Source organism: Sinorhizobium sp. NFACC03 (assembly GCF_900103435.1).
In the GTDB taxonomy this organism is placed as follows: Bacteria; Pseudomonadota; Alphaproteobacteria; order Rhizobiales; family Rhizobiaceae; genus Ensifer.
Map to the genome: position 1 here is coordinate 1 of NZ_FMXF01000022.1, position 17,238 is coordinate 17,238.

13 protein-coding genes and 2 pseudogenes are annotated in these 17,238 nt (G+C 57.6%); 7 read left to right on the forward strand and 8 right to left on the reverse strand.

Features of this window, described 5'->3' with window-relative positions; all coding sequences use genetic code 11:
* The coding region (locus tag BLU35_RS23955; protein ID WP_143032975.1) for an IS6 family transposase at positions 1-408 on the reverse strand (408 nt) is incomplete at its 3' end.
* A 187-nt stretch (positions 409-595) separates the two neighbouring features.
* On the opposite strand from BLU35_RS23955, the gene BLU35_RS23960 reads away from it, so the two are divergent.
* Positions 596-976 carry a hypothetical protein gene (locus BLU35_RS23960; RefSeq protein ID WP_286161599.1) on the forward strand — a complete coding sequence of 127 codons (381 nt, stop codon included), beginning with the start codon at positions 596-598 and terminating at the stop codon, positions 974-976.
* A 227-nt stretch (positions 977-1,203) separates the two neighbouring features.
* Here the strand turns inward: BLU35_RS23960 and BLU35_RS36265 are convergent, their stop codons facing one another.
* Both BLU35_RS36265 and BLU35_RS36270 read right to left on the reverse strand, forming a co-directional pair.
* Complete coding sequence (locus BLU35_RS36265) at positions 1,204-1,413, reverse strand: cold-shock protein (RefSeq protein WP_286161610.1); 210 nt, start codon at positions 1,411-1,413, stop codon at positions 1,204-1,206.
* A 72-nt stretch (positions 1,414-1,485) separates the two neighbouring features.
* Positions 1,486-1,617 (reverse strand): annotated as a pseudogene (locus BLU35_RS36270) (formylglycine-generating enzyme family protein); the annotation flags it as partial.
* Positions 1,618-2,273: 656 nt separating this feature from the next.
* Here BLU35_RS36270 and BLU35_RS23975 point away from each other — a divergent pair.
* Positions 2,274-3,299, forward strand: coding sequence for an AraC family transcriptional regulator (locus BLU35_RS23975; protein ID WP_286161600.1), 1,026 nt, complete (start codon positions 2,274-2,276; stop codon positions 3,297-3,299).
* A gap of 62 nt (positions 3,300-3,361) precedes the next feature.
* Here the strand turns inward: BLU35_RS23975 and BLU35_RS23980 are convergent, their stop codons facing one another.
* The 4 genes from BLU35_RS23980 to BLU35_RS23995 all read right to left on the reverse strand — a co-directional run bounded on the left by BLU35_RS23980 (position 3,362) and on the right by BLU35_RS23995 (position 8,181).
* Positions 3,362-5,374: a mechanosensitive ion channel family protein gene (locus tag BLU35_RS23980; RefSeq protein ID WP_176907399.1), complete on the reverse strand. Its 2,013-nt coding sequence runs from the start codon at positions 5,372-5,374 to the stop codon at positions 3,362-3,364.
* 210 nt (positions 5,375-5,584) lie between these two features.
* Positions 5,585-7,027 (reverse strand): DUF1254 domain-containing protein, encoded by a 1,443-nt coding sequence (locus BLU35_RS23985; RefSeq protein ID WP_093234779.1) that lies wholly within the window; start codon positions 7,025-7,027, stop codon positions 5,585-5,587.
* Positions 7,028-7,057: 30 nt separating this feature from the next.
* On the reverse strand, positions 7,058-7,327 hold the full coding sequence (locus BLU35_RS23990) for a hypothetical protein (RefSeq protein WP_286161611.1): 270 nt from the start codon (positions 7,325-7,327) through the stop codon (positions 7,058-7,060).
* A gap of 53 nt (positions 7,328-7,380) precedes the next feature.
* Complete coding sequence (locus BLU35_RS23995) at positions 7,381-8,181, reverse strand: DUF2092 domain-containing protein (RefSeq protein ID WP_176907401.1); 801 nt, start codon at positions 8,179-8,181, stop codon at positions 7,381-7,383.
* 578 nt (positions 8,182-8,759) lie between these two features.
* Here BLU35_RS23995 and BLU35_RS36275 point away from each other — a divergent pair.
* From BLU35_RS36275 to BLU35_RS24020, 5 genes and pseudogenes are all read left to right on the forward strand, one after another.
* A pseudogene (locus BLU35_RS36275) lies at positions 8,760-8,870 on the forward strand (integrase core domain-containing protein); the annotation flags it as partial.
* An 83-nt stretch (positions 8,871-8,953) separates the two neighbouring features.
* Positions 8,954-9,649, forward strand: a complete 696-nt coding sequence (locus tag BLU35_RS24005) for a response regulator transcription factor (RefSeq protein ID WP_093234782.1) — start codon at positions 8,954-8,956, stop codon at positions 9,647-9,649.
* A gap of 25 nt (positions 9,650-9,674) precedes the next feature.
* Positions 9,675-11,465, forward strand: a complete 1,791-nt coding sequence (locus BLU35_RS24010; RefSeq protein ID WP_286161612.1) for a sensor histidine kinase — start codon at positions 9,675-9,677, stop codon at positions 11,463-11,465.
* Positions 11,466-11,618: 153 nt separating this feature from the next.
* Positions 11,619-14,078 carry a hypothetical protein gene (locus BLU35_RS24015; RefSeq protein WP_093234784.1) on the forward strand — a complete coding sequence of 820 codons (2,460 nt, stop codon included), beginning with the start codon at positions 11,619-11,621 and terminating at the stop codon, positions 14,076-14,078.
* 198 nt (positions 14,079-14,276) lie between these two features.
* Positions 14,277-15,260: a Nal1-like putative serine protease gene (locus tag BLU35_RS24020; protein WP_093234785.1), complete on the forward strand. Its 984-nt coding sequence runs from the start codon at positions 14,277-14,279 to the stop codon at positions 15,258-15,260.
* Between the two features lie 436 nt (positions 15,261-15,696).
* Here BLU35_RS24020 and BLU35_RS24025 read toward each other — a convergent pair whose 3' ends face one another.
* Positions 15,697-16,791: a nucleotidyltransferase family protein gene (locus BLU35_RS24025; RefSeq protein WP_093234786.1), complete on the reverse strand. Its 1,095-nt coding sequence runs from the start codon at positions 16,789-16,791 to the stop codon at positions 15,697-15,699.
* Positions 16,792-17,238 lie beyond the last annotated feature (447 nt).

Here is a 17,238-nt window from a genome sequence, read left to right on the forward strand (position 1 = left end):
CAATACCCGCGGCGCTCGACCCTGGCTCTTCAAAAGCTTGCGCATCAGGCGTTTGGCCGCTTTGGCATTTCGGCGGCTTTGCACAAGAACCTCCAAGACGAAACCGTCCTGATCCACAGCGCGCCACAGCCAATGCTTCTTGCCACGGATCGAAACAACGGCCTCATCGAGGTACCATTTATCTCCGAGCCGACCGGATGATCGACGGCGGATCTCGTTGGCGAAGGTGCGGCCAAATTTCTCCGCCCACTGCCGGATTGTCTGATGGGAGACAATGATCCCACGGGCAGCCAGCAAGTCCTCGACCATCCGCAGACTGAGAGGAAACCGGAAATACAGCCACACCGCGTGGGCGATGATCTCGGCGGGGAAGCGATGGCGGCGATAGAGCGGATCACGATGTGGCATGCCCCGTCATCGCACATCGAATTCGACATTGCGTTAAGTTGACGATGCCCCGCCGACTCCGCCGAACTGATCCAACCTATGTCTGAGGTGGCCAAGATCACAGACGACGGCCAGTTCGCGAGCAACCAGGAACATTGAGACGCAGGCACCGTTTAGATTCAGAGCCTTGATGGACTGGGAGGTGATGATGAGAAAGCACTCCCGCGAGATATCGCCTGAGGTGCGCGCGGCCATCAGCGCGTTTCTGAGCGCGTGTCAGAAAGAAGCCCGGCCGCTTGCGACGTCTGAAGCCCTCGGCGCAGTGCGGCGTGTTTTCCCTGATCTGGATATCTCAGATCCAGACCTGATGGATGCCATCATCAGCGAAGCATCCGTGGCGGGTTTCGACGTAGACAACCCGGATCCTGCTTCCGCGGCGCGGATGAGGGATTCGCTTGAAGAATGGGATAATGAAGGCGGCGCAGTCGGCAAACCGCCGCGCAGCGAAACTTGCGGCGGGAGTGGCAATGACTCGGATGGCACACGGCGACGGGCGAAAGCGACCAAGGACCGGAATGAGTTGCTCTAGCACGGATTTAGCTCAGCAGTTTGACCATTGGACTTTTCGCGAAACACTGGGAGCCGCAAGAGCAGGACCCAACCGTTCCATTCCGTTTTCAAGCACCGGCGGTGGCGTCAGCCGATATAAATACGCGCGATAGCCTCAGAACAGAAAAAGGCCAGACATCTGCCTGACCTTCTCGAACTTCTTGCCGCCATGCCAGTACATCCGTGGTCATCGGCGGCTAAAAGCTTTTAGGCAGCGCGGAGCTGGCCTGCGGACATTTTGCCCGACTTGTTGTCGCGCTCGAGCTCGAAGCCGAGCTTCTGGCCTTCGACGATCGAGTTCATCCCTGCGCGCTCGACGGCCGAGATATGAACGAACACGTCGACGCTGCCGTCGTCGGGCTGGATGAAGCCGAAGCCCTTGATGGAATTGAACCATTTAACTGTGCCAGTGGCCATAACGAACCCCTTCTTAGCAACATTGATCACCGCTGGGCGACGCACAGCGGGCATTTTTCCGACGACGAATTTGGAAAACTGGGCGTTGGTCACCGGCCTCTCGTCGATGAGGAACTCGTCAACTGCCACGCGATGGGCCGGTCCCTCCTCAGGGTAGTGACGATCGGAACCCATCCAGAAGGTCCCAGAAGGCACGAAGATCATGCCATCTCGCGGAGAATTTCCTAGCAGTTCGACGTGAGCCGATTGAGAGTGCACCGGTGAGCCCCTTCAGTGTCCGAACAAAGGAGTTCACCGGCTAAACCGCTACCCCTCTTCATCTCGATCCTAGGTACAATGGAAGCAGACGACGAACTTATCATTTGACGCTACGTTCCGGTCACTGCAACTTACGCGCACGTCACAGATACCACTTTTGATTGTTTTTGAAAGCGCGAATATTCGGGGCTTTGGCCGAAGAGGCTTGGCGTAAAAGGATAAGACGCGGGCTCGCTTCCGTAGCATCTTCAGAACGAGATGCTGGGATGAATGAAATCAGATGCCCTCCAGGATTTTTGCCGCCCTGCTCGTAACCAGCGCCCTGCGACCGACAGCGCTATTCGTGCCAAAACGACTGACTGGCCATGCCTGTGGCTTGGAAGCCCGTGGCAAGGACTGCCGGCTCGATAAGTTGGACGCCGCCATCGGCATCTTGAAGGAAGACGGATTTCTGCATGCGTATGTCCCATCCACCTCGATTTACAGATACCACTTGCCAATAGTCCCGGCGGTCGAATATGTGAGAACTATCCATTTTATGCCAATGCCGTTTTCAGGAACTATTTCAGATCGCCGCGATTCCCGTGATCTCGAGCCATGTCTTGCAAGGATTGCCCGCGTTCGTTCGAAGCGAGCTCGGGGAGCGAGCGCTGCTGCGGGCCAATCGCGCCGCGGGTTTCGACGTAGAACTGATCGAAGATCGCAATGTCTATATTCCCCAGCAGTCCGTTGTGGGGTTCGTCGAAGCGATGGCGAGGGCAGCGGGCGACGCGAATCTCGGTCTTCTGCTCGTGCCCAATATGGACGTTTCCGCGTACGGCAGCTTCGGGCGTTTTATCACGGAAGCAGACACGCTCGGCCAAGCGATCAAGCGAAGCATCGTGGCGCTGCAGTATCATAGTAGTTTTGACAATTTGATTGTCACCACCACGAAGGAGGAACTACGTTTTGGCTATAAATTCGCTCTTGCTGGGTCTAGGGGTTATGAGTCGGTCGCATGTGCTGCCGCTGGCGAACTGCTGAGCCTCTTCAAGGCATATCTGCCTGACCATTGGCGCCCCCTTCGCGTCGAACTTGACATCCCGACCCCGAGCCATACCTCACTTTTTGAGGACGTGTTTCAATGCCCGGTCACATTCAATGCGCCAGCAGTGGCGGTCGTCGTTGAGCGGCATCGGATGATGGCTGCGTCGCGACGAACATCTCGGTCGATCCTGACTCTCGAGGACGTCGCTCGCGATCGTCCAGGCGGTGCACCTCGGAGCTTGTTGGAAATTGCGATTGCACAGATTCGCGCCCAACTCCTGGCGGGCGATGTGTCGATCGAGGATGCTGCGCGATCCATGGACACGAGCGTTCGGACGCTGCAGCGGGAGCTTCGACAGGCAGGGGCCGACTTCCGTGGCCTGACAAGCGCGGTGAGAATTCAGCGTGCGACGGAAATGTTGCGCGACGGAACCGTCTCGATCACGAACATTTCGGAGGATCTAGGCTATTCCTCTCCCGCTGGTTTTTCCCGTGCTTTTCGGAAGGCCACCGGATTTGGACCTCGCGAGTATCGCTTGAAAGAGAGCCGATCCGCTACTGATCCCGACAGTGCACCCACAGCAGCGGGTACCGATCTATAGGCGGACCGCACTCAGCAATTACGTGATTCCCCTTCACGTGGCTTTCGACGCGATCAAGCTGGCTAGACCGTGCCCGGTGCAGCAGTCTTATCTGGAAGCTGCCGCGCAGCCAGCGTCGCAGCGGCTGTTTCCTTGTCGTCACCGCTGACTTGAACCACCGGCTGAGCAAAGTCGATCCCATTGCCATGAAAAGCCTGCATCAGCATCGCGTAAGCCTTCCGACGGATCATCGTCTGTTCCCCAGGCCTGCAGGTGAAGGCGATACCAAGTTCTATTCCGTATTCACCGATCTGCTCAACGCCCTTGAGCTTGAGCGGCTCGATAAAGAGCGAACCGAGTTCCGGATCGGCCTGCAATTGCGCGCCGATTTCCTTGATGAGCTTGCGGACTTTATCAACATCGGTTTTGAAAGGGACACGGATGCGGATTTTGTCGACAGTCCAATCGCGGCTGGCATTCTTGATCGCGCCAAGCGAACCAAAGGGTACGGTGAAGATTGGCCCACGGTGGTGCCGCAGCCGCACGGAACGAAGGCTGAAGGATTCAACGGAGCCCGTATAGTTTCCTGCTTCGATGTATTCCCCGACCCGAAAGGCATCGTCCAGTAGATAGAAAATGCCGCTGACGACGTCCTTGACCAAGGTCTGCGAGCCGAATCCAATTGCAACGCCGACCACGCCCGCGCCGGCGACCAGCGGGCCGATTTTGACGCCCATCTCCGAAAGAACCGTGAGCACCGCGACACACAGAAGTGCCGCTGCCAAGGCGTTGCGGAAGACAGGCAGCAAAGTACGAAGCCGGCTTTCTCGCGCGAGCGCGTTCGATGTGAGCGCCCCTTCATCGCCAACGTCGCTCAACTTGCGGGTGATGTAGGCTTTTGCCAATTGCCAGACGAGATCGATGATGAGCAGGATCACGACGCTGTTGAATGCCCCGGCAATGATCGTCCGGATCAATGTCACTTCTCCGGAAACAAAAGGGAAATTGTGGCGCCAAACGAATGCGACCCAGTCGACCGCTGCAATGAGGATAATGGCCCGCGTTCCGCGGACAAGCAGGACCGTCCTCGGGTCCGTTAGGTCCCCTCCGCTTGAAAGCGAGGGCGAGAATGTATGGGTCAGGCTGCCGGCAATCGACAAAGCGCGGGGCACGAGGACAAGCATCATGCCGAGCCAGAATAAAGTGAGGAAGTCGCCGCACCAGAGCAGCCACAGGACGACCACGCCCGAGATGCTCATAGCGCGAGAGACACGGGCTTGCAAAGATCGGACATCGCTGGAGCGCTCACGCCAGATCATCGCGATTGCCACAACGACAAGCGGAATCGACATTCCGCTAGCGAGAGCCGACCGGACGCCGGCTGCAACTGCAAGCCGCTTGCATATCGCCGAGAATGTCATCGTTGCCGCCAGCAATGCAACGAATATTCTGATCCGCGAATAGGAGCAGGCCGACACCATGGACGCGGCCAGCGCGATGCGGAAGAGCGCGGTCGCGAGCCTGTAGGTGACCAAGGCGACAAGCGAGTAGAGGACCACCACCCGCATGAGTGGCGGCCAGTCGAACAGGAAAAAGAGGATCGCAACGGTCGCCGTGAATATCGAAAGCGTCAGAAACTCAGTGTAGGCCTGCCTCAAAGGATGGTTGGGCAAGGGTGCCACTGGCACTGAACGACGAAAAATCCATTCGGTGCCAAACGAAATGCCTGCGATGATAGCGAACATCACGGCCGCAGGCACCAAACCGCTGCCCCGCGCCTCTTGCCGAACCGCAGACACGACGCGGGAAAGTTCATCGCTGGCGCGTGGCACTGCGGCAAGAAGTGCGTTGAAACGGGCCCGCGAGCGGGCCTCCCATGCCTCGATGAACCACACTGCCTCATTGTCGCGGGGCTCGGATACGGCCGCTTGCTTCTGCTCCAGCCAGACTCTTACGTCCTCATCCTCGAGAAGACGCAGCAGTTCGGCGACCTTTGACGGTTGCGCATTTCGGGCCGCAGGTGTTTGCGCCTGTAGGTTCGTCAGCCCATAAAGGCAGAGGAACAAACTGAATAGCAAAGGCCGAAGGATGTGCATAGAAGCCCAGTCCACTGGATCAGACCCCATTTGTCAAAAATTGGTCTCCAAAAACCAATGACAGGGCCGAAGCTAACGTGGTTTGATTCATCTTGGATTGAGGCTATGTATCTCGATGGCACCATGCTCCCGAGAGACGTGGACGCCGATAGTTCGTGTTCGCAACCGCCACGAACCGGAGCCGTGGCGGCTGCATGCACGCTGACAGCATCAGCTTCCCTTCTTCACCGGCGGTATCGTCCAAGAACCATCAATGATGGAGGGATTGCTCTCGTTCGGCCAGTAGAGGCGCATCATGAGAATGAACTTTCCCTTCGGGGCCGGGAGCCAGTTCGATTCCTTGTCCGCTCCGGGCGACTCATTTTGGATGTACAGGTCGATCGAGCCATCCGGATTTGCCTTCAGGTCCTGCCGTGCACTGATCGAGTAGCGATTGAGCGGATTGTCGACAAAGAAGTAGTCCGCATCATACATGGTCAACGACCAGAAACCCGAAACGGGCGGCGTCTGGCCTTTCTTGAAGGTCATGACGTACTTGTCGGAACCATTATAGGCCCGCTTGATCAGACCGCCGCCGGACTTCATCGACGTCGGATAGATCGCATCCTGTGGCCGATTTGCTCCGAGACCGATCGCGGTGATCAGGGCGCGCTGAATGTAGTTGGTACCGTAAATCCCGGTCTTGGTTGTGAAACCCCAGCCATCGATATTCTGCACGTCACCATCGCTGAACTTGAAGTGCATCATGGTGCGCGCAAAGGCGACCTGGGGCACGCGCTTGGCAAAGGCGGGATCGAACTTGCTCTTGTCGAAGTCCTGGCCGGGAACGATACCCAGTTCGGCGAGCTTGGCGACCATCGGTGCATCCGCCTCACTCGACGGGTTTCGTTTCAGAAGCTCGGCAAAGAGGGTGAAGTATTCAGTGGCATCCATGCCATTGACCTGCTCGCGAACGGCAGTCTCCATATCGATAGCCGGATCGACCTTGCCTTTGGGTGCTGTCCAGTCCTTGCCCCATGCACTCAAGGGATAGAGCTTCACTTCGTCCTGGAGCTTATGAACTTCGGCGTAGTCCTCCTGGGTACCCGTGCAATAGATGCGTCCAAGTAGCCAAACGATGCTCGTCGGAGATTTGTATTGGGTCACGCCTTCGGGAAGTGTGCCTTCCCAGCCGGGGCCGGTGACCACGAATGTCTGGGCGCCCGTGCCCGTCGTGCGTTTTCCGGGAACGTCGAATACGGTTGTCCAGCCGTCCAGCATCGGAAAGAGGGCATATCGGTCTTTCAGATCGGGCAGGCTTACCACCCAGGGCTCGTCCCCCACATCAAAGAAAGCCGTCGTATAAAGAGTGTCGGCGTTCGGCGCCGTGACATCCCGGAACTTGGCGTCTGGATATTGGCGTAGCTTGATAAGATGCCCCATCGGGCCACGGGTTCCCTCGGGTTCCGCGACGTTGGTAATCACACGCCTGGTCACTTCCATCGTCACCAGAGGATAGGCATAAATGTACGCCTCGACGGCGAGCGCGAATTCATCGAGCCCTTCCGGCAAATCTGCCACCAACCCGTCGGCGGCAGCAGCAGGCCTAGTAAGAAAACCTGTCGCCAGTACTCCAAGACCGGCGGCCGTCAAGTCACGACGCGTAATATCCATTCTATCCCTCCATTGAAAAATTGAGTTGCTTCAGTCGATGTAAACGACGACGAAACGCCCGCCGTAGGGTTGGTAGTAGACCCCGCCGCAACGCCACACCGTGGTGCCATTGACACTGGTGCTGACGCAGCCTGCGGGCAGTGCGGCGACATATATCGTGGAGCGGCGGATCACTCGGCGCGTGGTACGACGAGCAACACCGGCGACACTTCCTGGTGTCAACGGGCGTCCCACAACCGCCTGCGCCTCGGGTACGAACGAGCCGAACGGCGCGGGAACGAGAGTGTCTGCCGCAAGCATCCCTAGACCTGCGATGGCGACTGAAAAGATCTTTCCGTGCAGCTTGCGCGTCGTCATTGCATCGTCTCCAGAGAAAGCTCGCCGGTAACATCGGCGTGGACGTGTTCGAGCTTGTGAGCAGCCGCTGGCGGCGTGAATTTAAACTGTGCGGCTTCGATTGTATCCGACGTCCAGTTGTTGAGTCGCAGCGTATATTGGGGCGCCCCGGTCATCCATTTGGTCGTGATGACATATTTGAGCGGCAAAGGTCGGCTGCCCTTGCTGATCCAGATTTGCCAGTCGACGATATCAGTCCTGAAGGCGAGATGATCGCATTCAACCCCGTTGACAAAGGCCGATCCGACAACGGTTCCTTCCGTTACGCCGTCAGTGAGAACGGCATAGGGATCGCCTGCCAGAAAATCCGCTCCCGGAGCATCAAGTCCGGTGGCGGCGCGCAGCTCCTCGGCCGCATCTTCCACACTTCGGCCGGGGCTCTGAAGTTGCGCGTAAACGTTCAGCATTTTGTCATGCAGTGATATCGTATAGCCATCAAATATCACCTCCGCCCTGGCAAAGGGGCCCATGCGCTTCATTCGAAAACCTTGTGCGCGATCGACGGCGATGGAGCCGGAGGCGCTGTACTGGATCTTCTGACCCTGCAGATTGACCACCTCCTGATCCGCGTCGTAGTCGACACTGAGGGTTGGCGTCGACTTGAGATTTTCGCTCATCGCGGCCAGGATCCGATCGGCCTCCGGCTCGATTCCGTCTTGCGCCGATACCGGCCAAGCCATCACACTACCAGCGACCACCAGCATCCCTGTAAGTCGGCGCCGCCAAGCCGCGCCAAATAATCTCAGTCCGCCATTCATTCGTTCACCCAGGAGGTTCGTTGATTTCGCTTGCCGGCCAGGACTCGCAACAGTTCTTGCTGCTGCGAAGAACTTGGTTGCGAACGCCTCCCAGCCCGTGGCATTACTGCGGTATTAGCCGCGTTTCATCTTACCATTTCACGCCAAGTAGCATTTTCAGTGCTGCATTCAGCACGCGATTCAAAGGTTGGGGTACGCCGACGCGGACGCTGCAGTGACACCTAAAGTGCCGCGGTCGATTTTGAGGAGTTGCCCGACCGGTCGCGTCGCAGTGAGGCGATCCGGTTGCCCTGCGAAGGCATTCACTGCATAAGCGACAGACGTCGCCCTTAAGGTGGGTTACAACGACGCCGCACACCCCGTATTCAGTCAATGTTCCTGTTTTGGGCGTTCAATGTCGCATAATGTATCGAGTGGAATGCCTGAAGGGCAAAGGTTAGGCCCGGTTTTTGGCGGCGACAATTGCCTCTGCCTGTATCACACAGAGTTCGATTTCTTGTTTGGACATGCCATTAGCTGCATTGGCGAAGCGTTCGACCAAGGCCTAGTTCTTGCTGTCTTCGGCCTCATAGGGCCCTTTCAACGGACGCTTGCGCGGCGAATGCCTCAACGAGCACCTGTTCGTCAGCTACCTCCATGCTAGTGAGATCATCGAAGATTGCCGAAGCGAATATAGCCTGAACCGCCCCACCCCATCTGATCTCAGGGTGTCCGTCTGGTGCAATTATGGGTATTGCTGCTTCCTCACTACTCTCATGCGGCCGGTAGGGTGATGACGACAGATCTATCTCTCGACGCACCGGGCCCGCTAGTGCCGAGCCCATTGCTTGTCGTTGAAGACGAAACAGTGATGCATGAGCGCTTGTACACCATACTGGTCGGTCTCGGCTACGAGGCGACTGCCCTGTCATTTGCCGGCAGCATGCTCGAGGCGCGTCATCAGCTCTCGAACCAGCCATTCGCGATGGTCCTCGTCGATATCGGTCTGCCAGACGGCAACGGTATCGAGTTGATCCGGGAGCTGCATTGGCAAGATGCAGCATTACCCATCATCGTCATTTCTGCCTGGAGTTCCGACCAGGTGATCCTTGAGGCGCTGCAGGCGGGTGCTATCGGATATCTGCTGAAAGAGCGGGACGATATCGAGATCAGCCTGTCGATTCGCAGTTCGCTGAGAGGCGGCGCCCCCATCGATCCCTTCGTCGCCAAACGCATTCTAGCAATGATGAACACCATTGCATCGCCCCCTGGCGCATCGTTGTCGACAAAAGGCCCGGCCCTGACGACGCGCGAGATCGAAATTCTAGGCATGGTCGCAAAGGGGCTCACCAACAAAGAAATTTCCAACGTGCTATGCCTGTCACGGTTCACCGTGGAGTGCCACATAAAGAATACCTACAAAAAGCTCGCCGTGGGCTCTCGTACCGAGGCGGTCTTCGAGGCCCGCATTCATGGTCTTTTGCCTTAGGCTGATCGCGCAGCTAAGTGTGGCGATGCTTCTCGTTGCCGGCGTGGCTTTCGCGGCGCCCGCGCCGACCGTCGCTTTCAAGACAATCGAGGCGGCCCAGTCGGATTGGAGCGATAAAACTCCGCCCGCGAGCGGCTGGACCCCCGTTAAATTGCCAGACGATTGGAGCAGGCGTTGGGGAGGCTTCGACGGTGTCGTCTGGTATCGACTAACTTTTGCTGCTCCCGGCACCACCGGACAGGCAGCCTTGATGATCGACTACTGGTCGCTCGCCGGCGCGGTCTGGCTAAACGGTTCGTTGCTCTATCAGGACGCGAGCCTGGTCGAACCCTTGTCGCGCTCTTGGAATGTTTCGCGCCTTTTCTATCTTTCGCCGCCGACACTAGTCGTCGGTGAAAACACGCTGCTGATCCGCGTTTCCGGTTTGTCCGCCTTTCAACCAGGGCTAGGCGGTGTCATGGCCGGCGATGCCGTAGCCATCCAGGCGTACTTCAGCGACATCGAATTCCTGCGCCACGATATACCGGTGTTCGAAATCGCTTTTACGCTGGCGCTCGCCATCTTCTTCCTGATCGTCTGGCTCCTACGCAAGAGCGAAGTCGGTTACGGGTGGTACGCTCTGATGTCGTTGGCTTGGGCGGGATATTCGATCAATCAGATCGCGACCAGCACATGGCCGCTGAACAACACGAACAGCTGGAGCCGGATCAACATGATCATGTTCATGTTGTGCTGCGTGGCTTTCTTCATGTTTACGATGCGGTTCTGCGAGCGTCGCTTTCCGAGGCTCGAACAGGCGGTCCTCGCCAGCTTCGCACTTGCCACGGTCTGGATGCTGTTATCGTCTGATATCGCGACCACGCGTATCGCGCTTTCGATGCTTTCCCTTATTCTCTATCTGGCAGCCTGTATCGCCTTTCTCGTGCTTACCCGCAAAGTCAGGCGTCTCGACGTTATCGCCCTCAACATCGTCAACTTCATTGTGCTGCTGGGAGCAGTTCACGACATACTGTTGTTCATCGGGGGGTTGCCCGGCACGCTCTACTATTTCCCGATCACGACCCAGCTCCGCGTGGTGTCTATGGCATTCGTGCTGGCCTGGCATTTCGTTGCCAGCCTCACACGCATCGAACGCTTCAATCAGGAACTGGTCGATAAGATCACTGTCGCAAAGCAGGAATTGGCCCTGACCTTGCGCGAACAGCACGAGATGGCTCTGTCGAATACGCGCCAGGCCGAGCGTATGTCGCTTCTACACAATCTTCATGACGGCCTCGGCGGCACGCTGGTTAACAATATCGCCTTGCTCGAGCGCAAACCGAAGAGATTTGGCTCCGACCGCTTCCTCTCCATTCTGAAAGAGTTGCGCGAGGAATTGCGCATCGTCGTCGACACGTCGACGGGGCAAAACAACGAACCACAAAGTCTGGCTGAGTGGCTTGCGCCACTTAGAAGCCGTTACGTCCTTCTCTGCGAAAACCGTGATGTCACCTGCGACTGGCACCTCGCAGGACTGGAAAACCGCTACATGCCGTCCCGATATAGCCGCGAACTGATGCGGATGCTGCAGGAATGCGTGACCAATGCCCTGAAACACGCCGAGCCACGCAATATCAGTATTGCGCTACGGGTGGAGGACAATTTCTTGCTGATGCGCGTCGAGGATGATGGCCGAGGCTTCGACGTCACGAAACCTGGCTCGGGCATTGGCCTTGAAGGCTTGAAGACACGAACCCGCCGCCTCAATGGAACGCTCAGCATCGATTCGCAGCCGGGCGCCACCGTCATCGAAGCGGCGATACCCCTTCCGACTTAATCCGTGGCGTCATTACTCTACCTAGTTTCAGGTATTTCGAACGTATTTCTTATCGTGGTAACTACAACCTGGGCGGTAAATCTTCAACATCGCACACGATCGCGTCGAAAATTCCGCGACACCAGAGCTCTACCAACAAGAGGAAACACGCAGATGTCGACCCAGCTGGCAAATGCAGACTCTAAAGTTGCTCCCGAGGCCACACTGGTGGCAACTGAGATCGCCCTCACTCCGATCGCCAAGAGCGAGTTGAATCCCCTCGAAACCGATGAGCGTTTGATTGCAAAAGGGAGGAAGAAGGAAGTAACCGACAGCGCGAAGTCCGGAATAGCGCCTGTACTTCTCTTGGCAGCCGGCGAGCAAGCATCGTCGCCGACCGACAAGCTTTACGAAAAGTTCGCCAGTGTTTTCGGCAACGACAACCCACAACAGCTCTTCTCGCTCGTGTGGCCGGGCACGGTGTTGGATTATGATCCGTATCAGCTGCCCGAAGGCAAATCAGGCACGCCGGACACATTGGTGCAAATCGCCCAGTCCGTGTTGTTCGACCAATTTTATCCGATCGCGCCGATCACGCAGCCCGACGGGACACGCGTTTCGGACCGCTACCGCCAAGCGCTTGAGACATTCGGTCCTGTTCCCAACGAACGGCTGCTTGATCTGCAGCGTGTTATCCGCGGCCGGCTTGATCAGAAGGTCGAGGTGGACATTAACGGTGTGCAGACAACGGTGACGCTCCTGGAGAAATTCTCAATATTGCAGGAGCGGTGGATCGAAAAGAAGCAGGCTTGGGCCAAACTCAAGTCCGACGAATACGAGCGTCTCAAGACGAACGGCGACGCGGACTGGTGGGATCGTTACGTCACTTGGTATGAGAACAACGCTGAGGGATATGTCGACGCGATCAATGCCGCCTACAACCGTATGCTGGCCGACTTTCCGCTATCGGAGTTCGAGGACGCCCTTGCCATTCTCGATACGCACGATGCAGCCGCTCTGCTGCGTGCCAAGCAGGACATGCGCAATGCCGCCACGCCGATCCCGCCCGAGGTTGGCAGCTTCTTTTACAATACGAGGGCCACACCAAGCGACTGGGGTTACGCTTTGAAGCCGTCGACAACGTTCACGGATTTGCTGGCGGCCCCAGACGCGCTGCAACGCTACCAGGATCTTTGCATCGAGCAATTGACGCAGCAGATCTACGCGTTCAACGCCTTGCTTTCGCAAATCCCGGCTTCGCCCGACAAGGAAGCTATCGCCCAGGCCCTGACGGACTTCAATTCGGCGCGCGAGGCCTACTACTTAGCGACGAGCGACCTAATCAAGAACTTCACCGACAACACGGTCCTGGCTGTCAAGACTTACCTGCAATACAAGCAGGGCAGCGACGCGCAGAAGACCACTGGCGCAAATGATTTGATCGCGAAATTAAACACCCAGAACAAGGGTAACGGAAAACCGCTCGTAGCCAAACCAGGCACGCCGAACTGGGAGGAAGTGGCCGAGGCCGTTGGCGCCGCTCAAAAGAAGCTGGTCGACGACACCGGTAGCATGGTGTCCAAGGGGCAGCGCCTGGCCGATGCAGCAACCAAATATCTGAAATCTGGAGCTGGCGCCGGGCTGCGCGAAATGATTGAGCCGATTTTGGCCAAGCTGAACGCGCAGTTGGAAACCCTGCTGTCATCGTCCAAAAATTTCAATGCGTCTGCCGGACGCGCCATCGTTCTCAATGGCGACGGCGTCGCCTCATTGGCCGCTGGTACGCCCGACACCCCAGAGTTTGCGTCCGTCGCGGACGCCGTCATCAATCGTCGTTGGAATCCTATTACGCTGACCGTGACGCAGAACGATATGGTGGCGGAATCCAATACCAGCACGTCGTTTTCGCAGACCAATTGGAATGTCGATCTGTTTTTCGGCAGCGCTGGGGGGCAGAGCACCGAGGCGTCGCAGAAATTTGCAGCGGACTACATGGAAATCGGCTCTGAGATCCAGATCGGCATGCTCGCGACGAAGGTCTTGATCGAGCGGCCATGGATGCATCCCGAAGTCTTTGCATTGACCAAGCAGTATTTCAAGGCCCTTGATACCATCGCTACCACACCACCCGATGCCAGTATGACCAAAGGCACGTTACTGGCGCGCTTGCTTGGCGGCGAGACGACCCGTGAAAACGCAAAAGCCAACTGCCAAAGGCTTGCGGGCAACACGCTCCCCGGCTATCCGGTTGCCTTGCTGCTGGTCAAGGACGTCACTATCAAGCTCAAGATCAAAGCCGCCGCTACGAAAGCTCTTCAAGAGCATTCCGAGCGCAATGTCTCCAATGGCGGCGGCTTCTTGTGCTTTAGCGTCTCGCGCACGGAGGCTTCCTCGGCCGACAGGAAGGCGACTACCAGTTATGCGATGGGCGGAGACTATGTGTTCCGGATTCCGTCTCCTCAAATCATTGGCGTGTGGAACCAGATTCTGCCGTCCGATCAATCCCGCTATCTGGATTCGAATGCGCTCGAACGCATTTTGAAGTTTCAGGTGCCGGAACAGCTTACGCGCAGCATAACAAGCCTCCGCTCGCATAAGGAAATCGCTCCAAAGCGTGATGCGCCGCCTCGGTGAGAACCGAGTGAGGATCAAGGACATGCGGGCACCTAGACCGTTGACCCAGGTTGCTCTCATCGCCGATCCAACTCATGGGGCGGCTGCGATCAGGTCGTCGTTCAGATCTGTAGTTATCGCAGTCGACTCCGCCCCCCCATCGCTTCTCCGGATCGTTCCGAGTTGAAGACGTTTCCAGTTTCCATAACGGAGGCAAAGATGAAAAACAGAGAGCTAAGCCAGTACAGAAGCATAGAGCAGGCACAAGATCGATTCAGGACCGAACTTTACGCCATCAAGGGCGTCAACGGATCGGCGGTCGGGCTCAACACCACGCCAACCGGGGAGCGGGGCGAGCCCGTTCTCGTAATTTTTGTCGACAGGGGATCATCCATTCTCGCGAACGATCCATCCATCGCGGTGTTCGACAAAATCCGCTCGACAGGCGTGGCTATCGACATCATCGAACACAGCAACACCTTTGTTCCGTTGCCCCTCATCGAGGGCACTACGGATCAAATCATGGTCGGAAACGCTCGGAAAGAGGCGATGAATCCAATGATCGGTGGGATTGCGTGTGGCCCGGATGTGAACATGCTCGTCGGATGGAGCGGAACCTTGGGCTTGGCCGTACGCCGCGGCACCCAATTGGGCATCCTCAGCAATGAACATGTCATGTTCTACGACCAGCAGACGACAACTGTTTGTCAGCCTGCGCGCGGGGACTCGGTGAGAAACCATCCCGCCGGCGACAACCTCGTCGCTCACCGAGGCAATATCGCGTTTAATGGCCGGCAGACGTTCATCGACGCAGCGGTCGCTTCAGTCCTTGACACGCGGACCGCCGATCCGACGAGGGTTTTCGGTACAGATGAGTTGGTGGCAGGCAGCATTTCTCGCACACAAATCCAGATCGGCGATCAAGTGATCAAGTCTGGCTTGACCACTGGGATCACTGACGGGACAGTAAGATACATATCGATAGATTCGCCCCAACAATTCAATCAGTTCGCGATCGAGGGCAATAATCACACTCCCTTCAGCGATCACGGAGACAGCGGCAGCGTCGTTCTTGTTCGCGATCCTGACGGCGACCTGCGTGTGATGGGCCTTTTGTGGGGGAAAAACGAGGACGCGGGGCGAGAATACACCATCGCCTCTCCAATCGAAGCCGTTATTCAGGCCTTGAACATAGCGATTTGAGGGTCCTCCCTCGCTGTTTCTGCGTATCCATCCGAGCAGGGCCGCAGGAGCAGCAGCGCGGATGTGCATCGCGCAGCCAACGTTGAGTACGCATATCCAGGCGCATCAAAAACTCGGCGCTTCGAGGACCTGGCGAATTTTGCCACCCCTGCGGGTGAACCTACCACCGCCCCGACGTGCTGCGCGCTCGCTGGCGGAACGCATTGTAGCCGCCCGGCTAGGCGCTCAGCCTCGACGGTCTGAGCAGCCTCTGCGGCCAGATAGTGTCTACAACAGGCACAGGCATTGTTGCCCACGGTGGCTGCTACAGGGAAGGCTGACAAACGCACGCCGGGGACGCTGTTCGTGTCGACGTGAGACCAGAGGCCGTTGCAGGCGATCCGCGACGCCGACGGCCGTTGTCGGCGCGAAGGAGCGGCTTGCGTCGCCGGGGAATTCATTTGGAACGATCATCAGCTCTCAACTTTTCCAAGTCAGGCATCTTCGATCCGAGCGCCTTACCAAGCGCCTTCACACCTTTGGCTGATAGCCTCAAGAGGCCGTTGCAAAGGCCTTCCTTCCAAGAATCTCCCCGATCCCACGCCTCTTCCCAAGCATCGACTAACTCGTATTCGTGGCGCGTCTCTACTAGGGCTTCGAATAGTAGGGAGGCCTGCACCAGGTCTTTGTCCGATTTCACGCGTCCTAGCGTGTCAGTGAGCCTTCTCGAGGCAACGATAAGCTTATGGACGGCATACCGCTCGGGAGCGGGGACCAGGACGTTCACGCCTTCGCGGAAGAGAAGCACCGTGCGGACAGGTTCGTAGATCAGGAAGTCCAGGAACCGGAGGTTTTCTGCCGAAGCGCCGCCGAGGGCGGGCATGGGAGACGGCTTGCCCGTGTATTCGTCCGATCCTCGGTTTCCAGTCAGGAACTCCACTCGGTAGCCGCTACCGTTCTGGAAGGCGACCACCTTGGCTTTGTCCGCTTGGTGCGGCACGGCCCGGAAATCGGGATCGACCGACTGGAGGATATCTAGAATGGGCGGAAGGCTGTCCTGCACCCCGGCCGAGATCGCGAAGTCTTGCGCGAAATCCGCGTCGCCTGTCTGCATGGCAGACGAGGGCAGTCGGACGCCAAGCATCCCCGCATAGGTGCTGAATGCCACCGACCCAATCAGCACCGCACGTAGCCGGAACAAGCCGGCGTCGGCAAGCGCCTTCGTGATATCGCCCGCGAAGGTGTCGGGACCGGGGAGACCGGCACGACGTAGCGTGCTCGCCATGCGCCTCCGCTCCCGGAGATCGTCCTTGATCTGCTTGTGCGCCTTCACCCGTGCCGTGATCTCTTCGTCGCTTTCTGGACCGACATAGCTTCGCTTGTATTTGCCCTCGCCATCTGGGAGGTCGAAATACCAGTAATTGCGGTCTTTGACGGTCACGGTCACGAACCATCCTTCCATGGGGAAGTCTGCCAAAAACTGACCGTCGAGCGTCCGTTGCGTCAGCTCCGCGAACATCGTCCGATAGCTGATGTCGATCTCTCTCATCATTGGCATTTCGTCCTTTTGAAAGCGCCGACAAGCGCAGCGATCTGCCTGACGCGCGCTTCCCTTTGACCAAAGTCGTGGTCGCCGTTATAATTTTCTGCCAAGAACTTATAACGCTGTGAGCAAGCTGTCAATGTTATAAGTTTCTGCCAAAGTATTATAACCGCGCGCCGTCGGGACCCCGACGATGGATCAGCTCGACAGCGGCTTGCGCACATTGGCGGGAATGCTAAACACGCGCGAGGAGGAGCTCTATTCCACGGAATGAATGGCACCGAATACGGGCCGTACTGGGTGTGCCGGGCAGGGTAGTGACGCTCGAGGTGATAATGGTGGGCCCGGCAGGACTCGAACCTGCAACCAATCGGTTATGTGCGGACGGCTCTGACCACTGAACTAGAGGCCCCACAATGAAGTTCTAAGGCGGCGGCACGGGATACCGACGCCCGG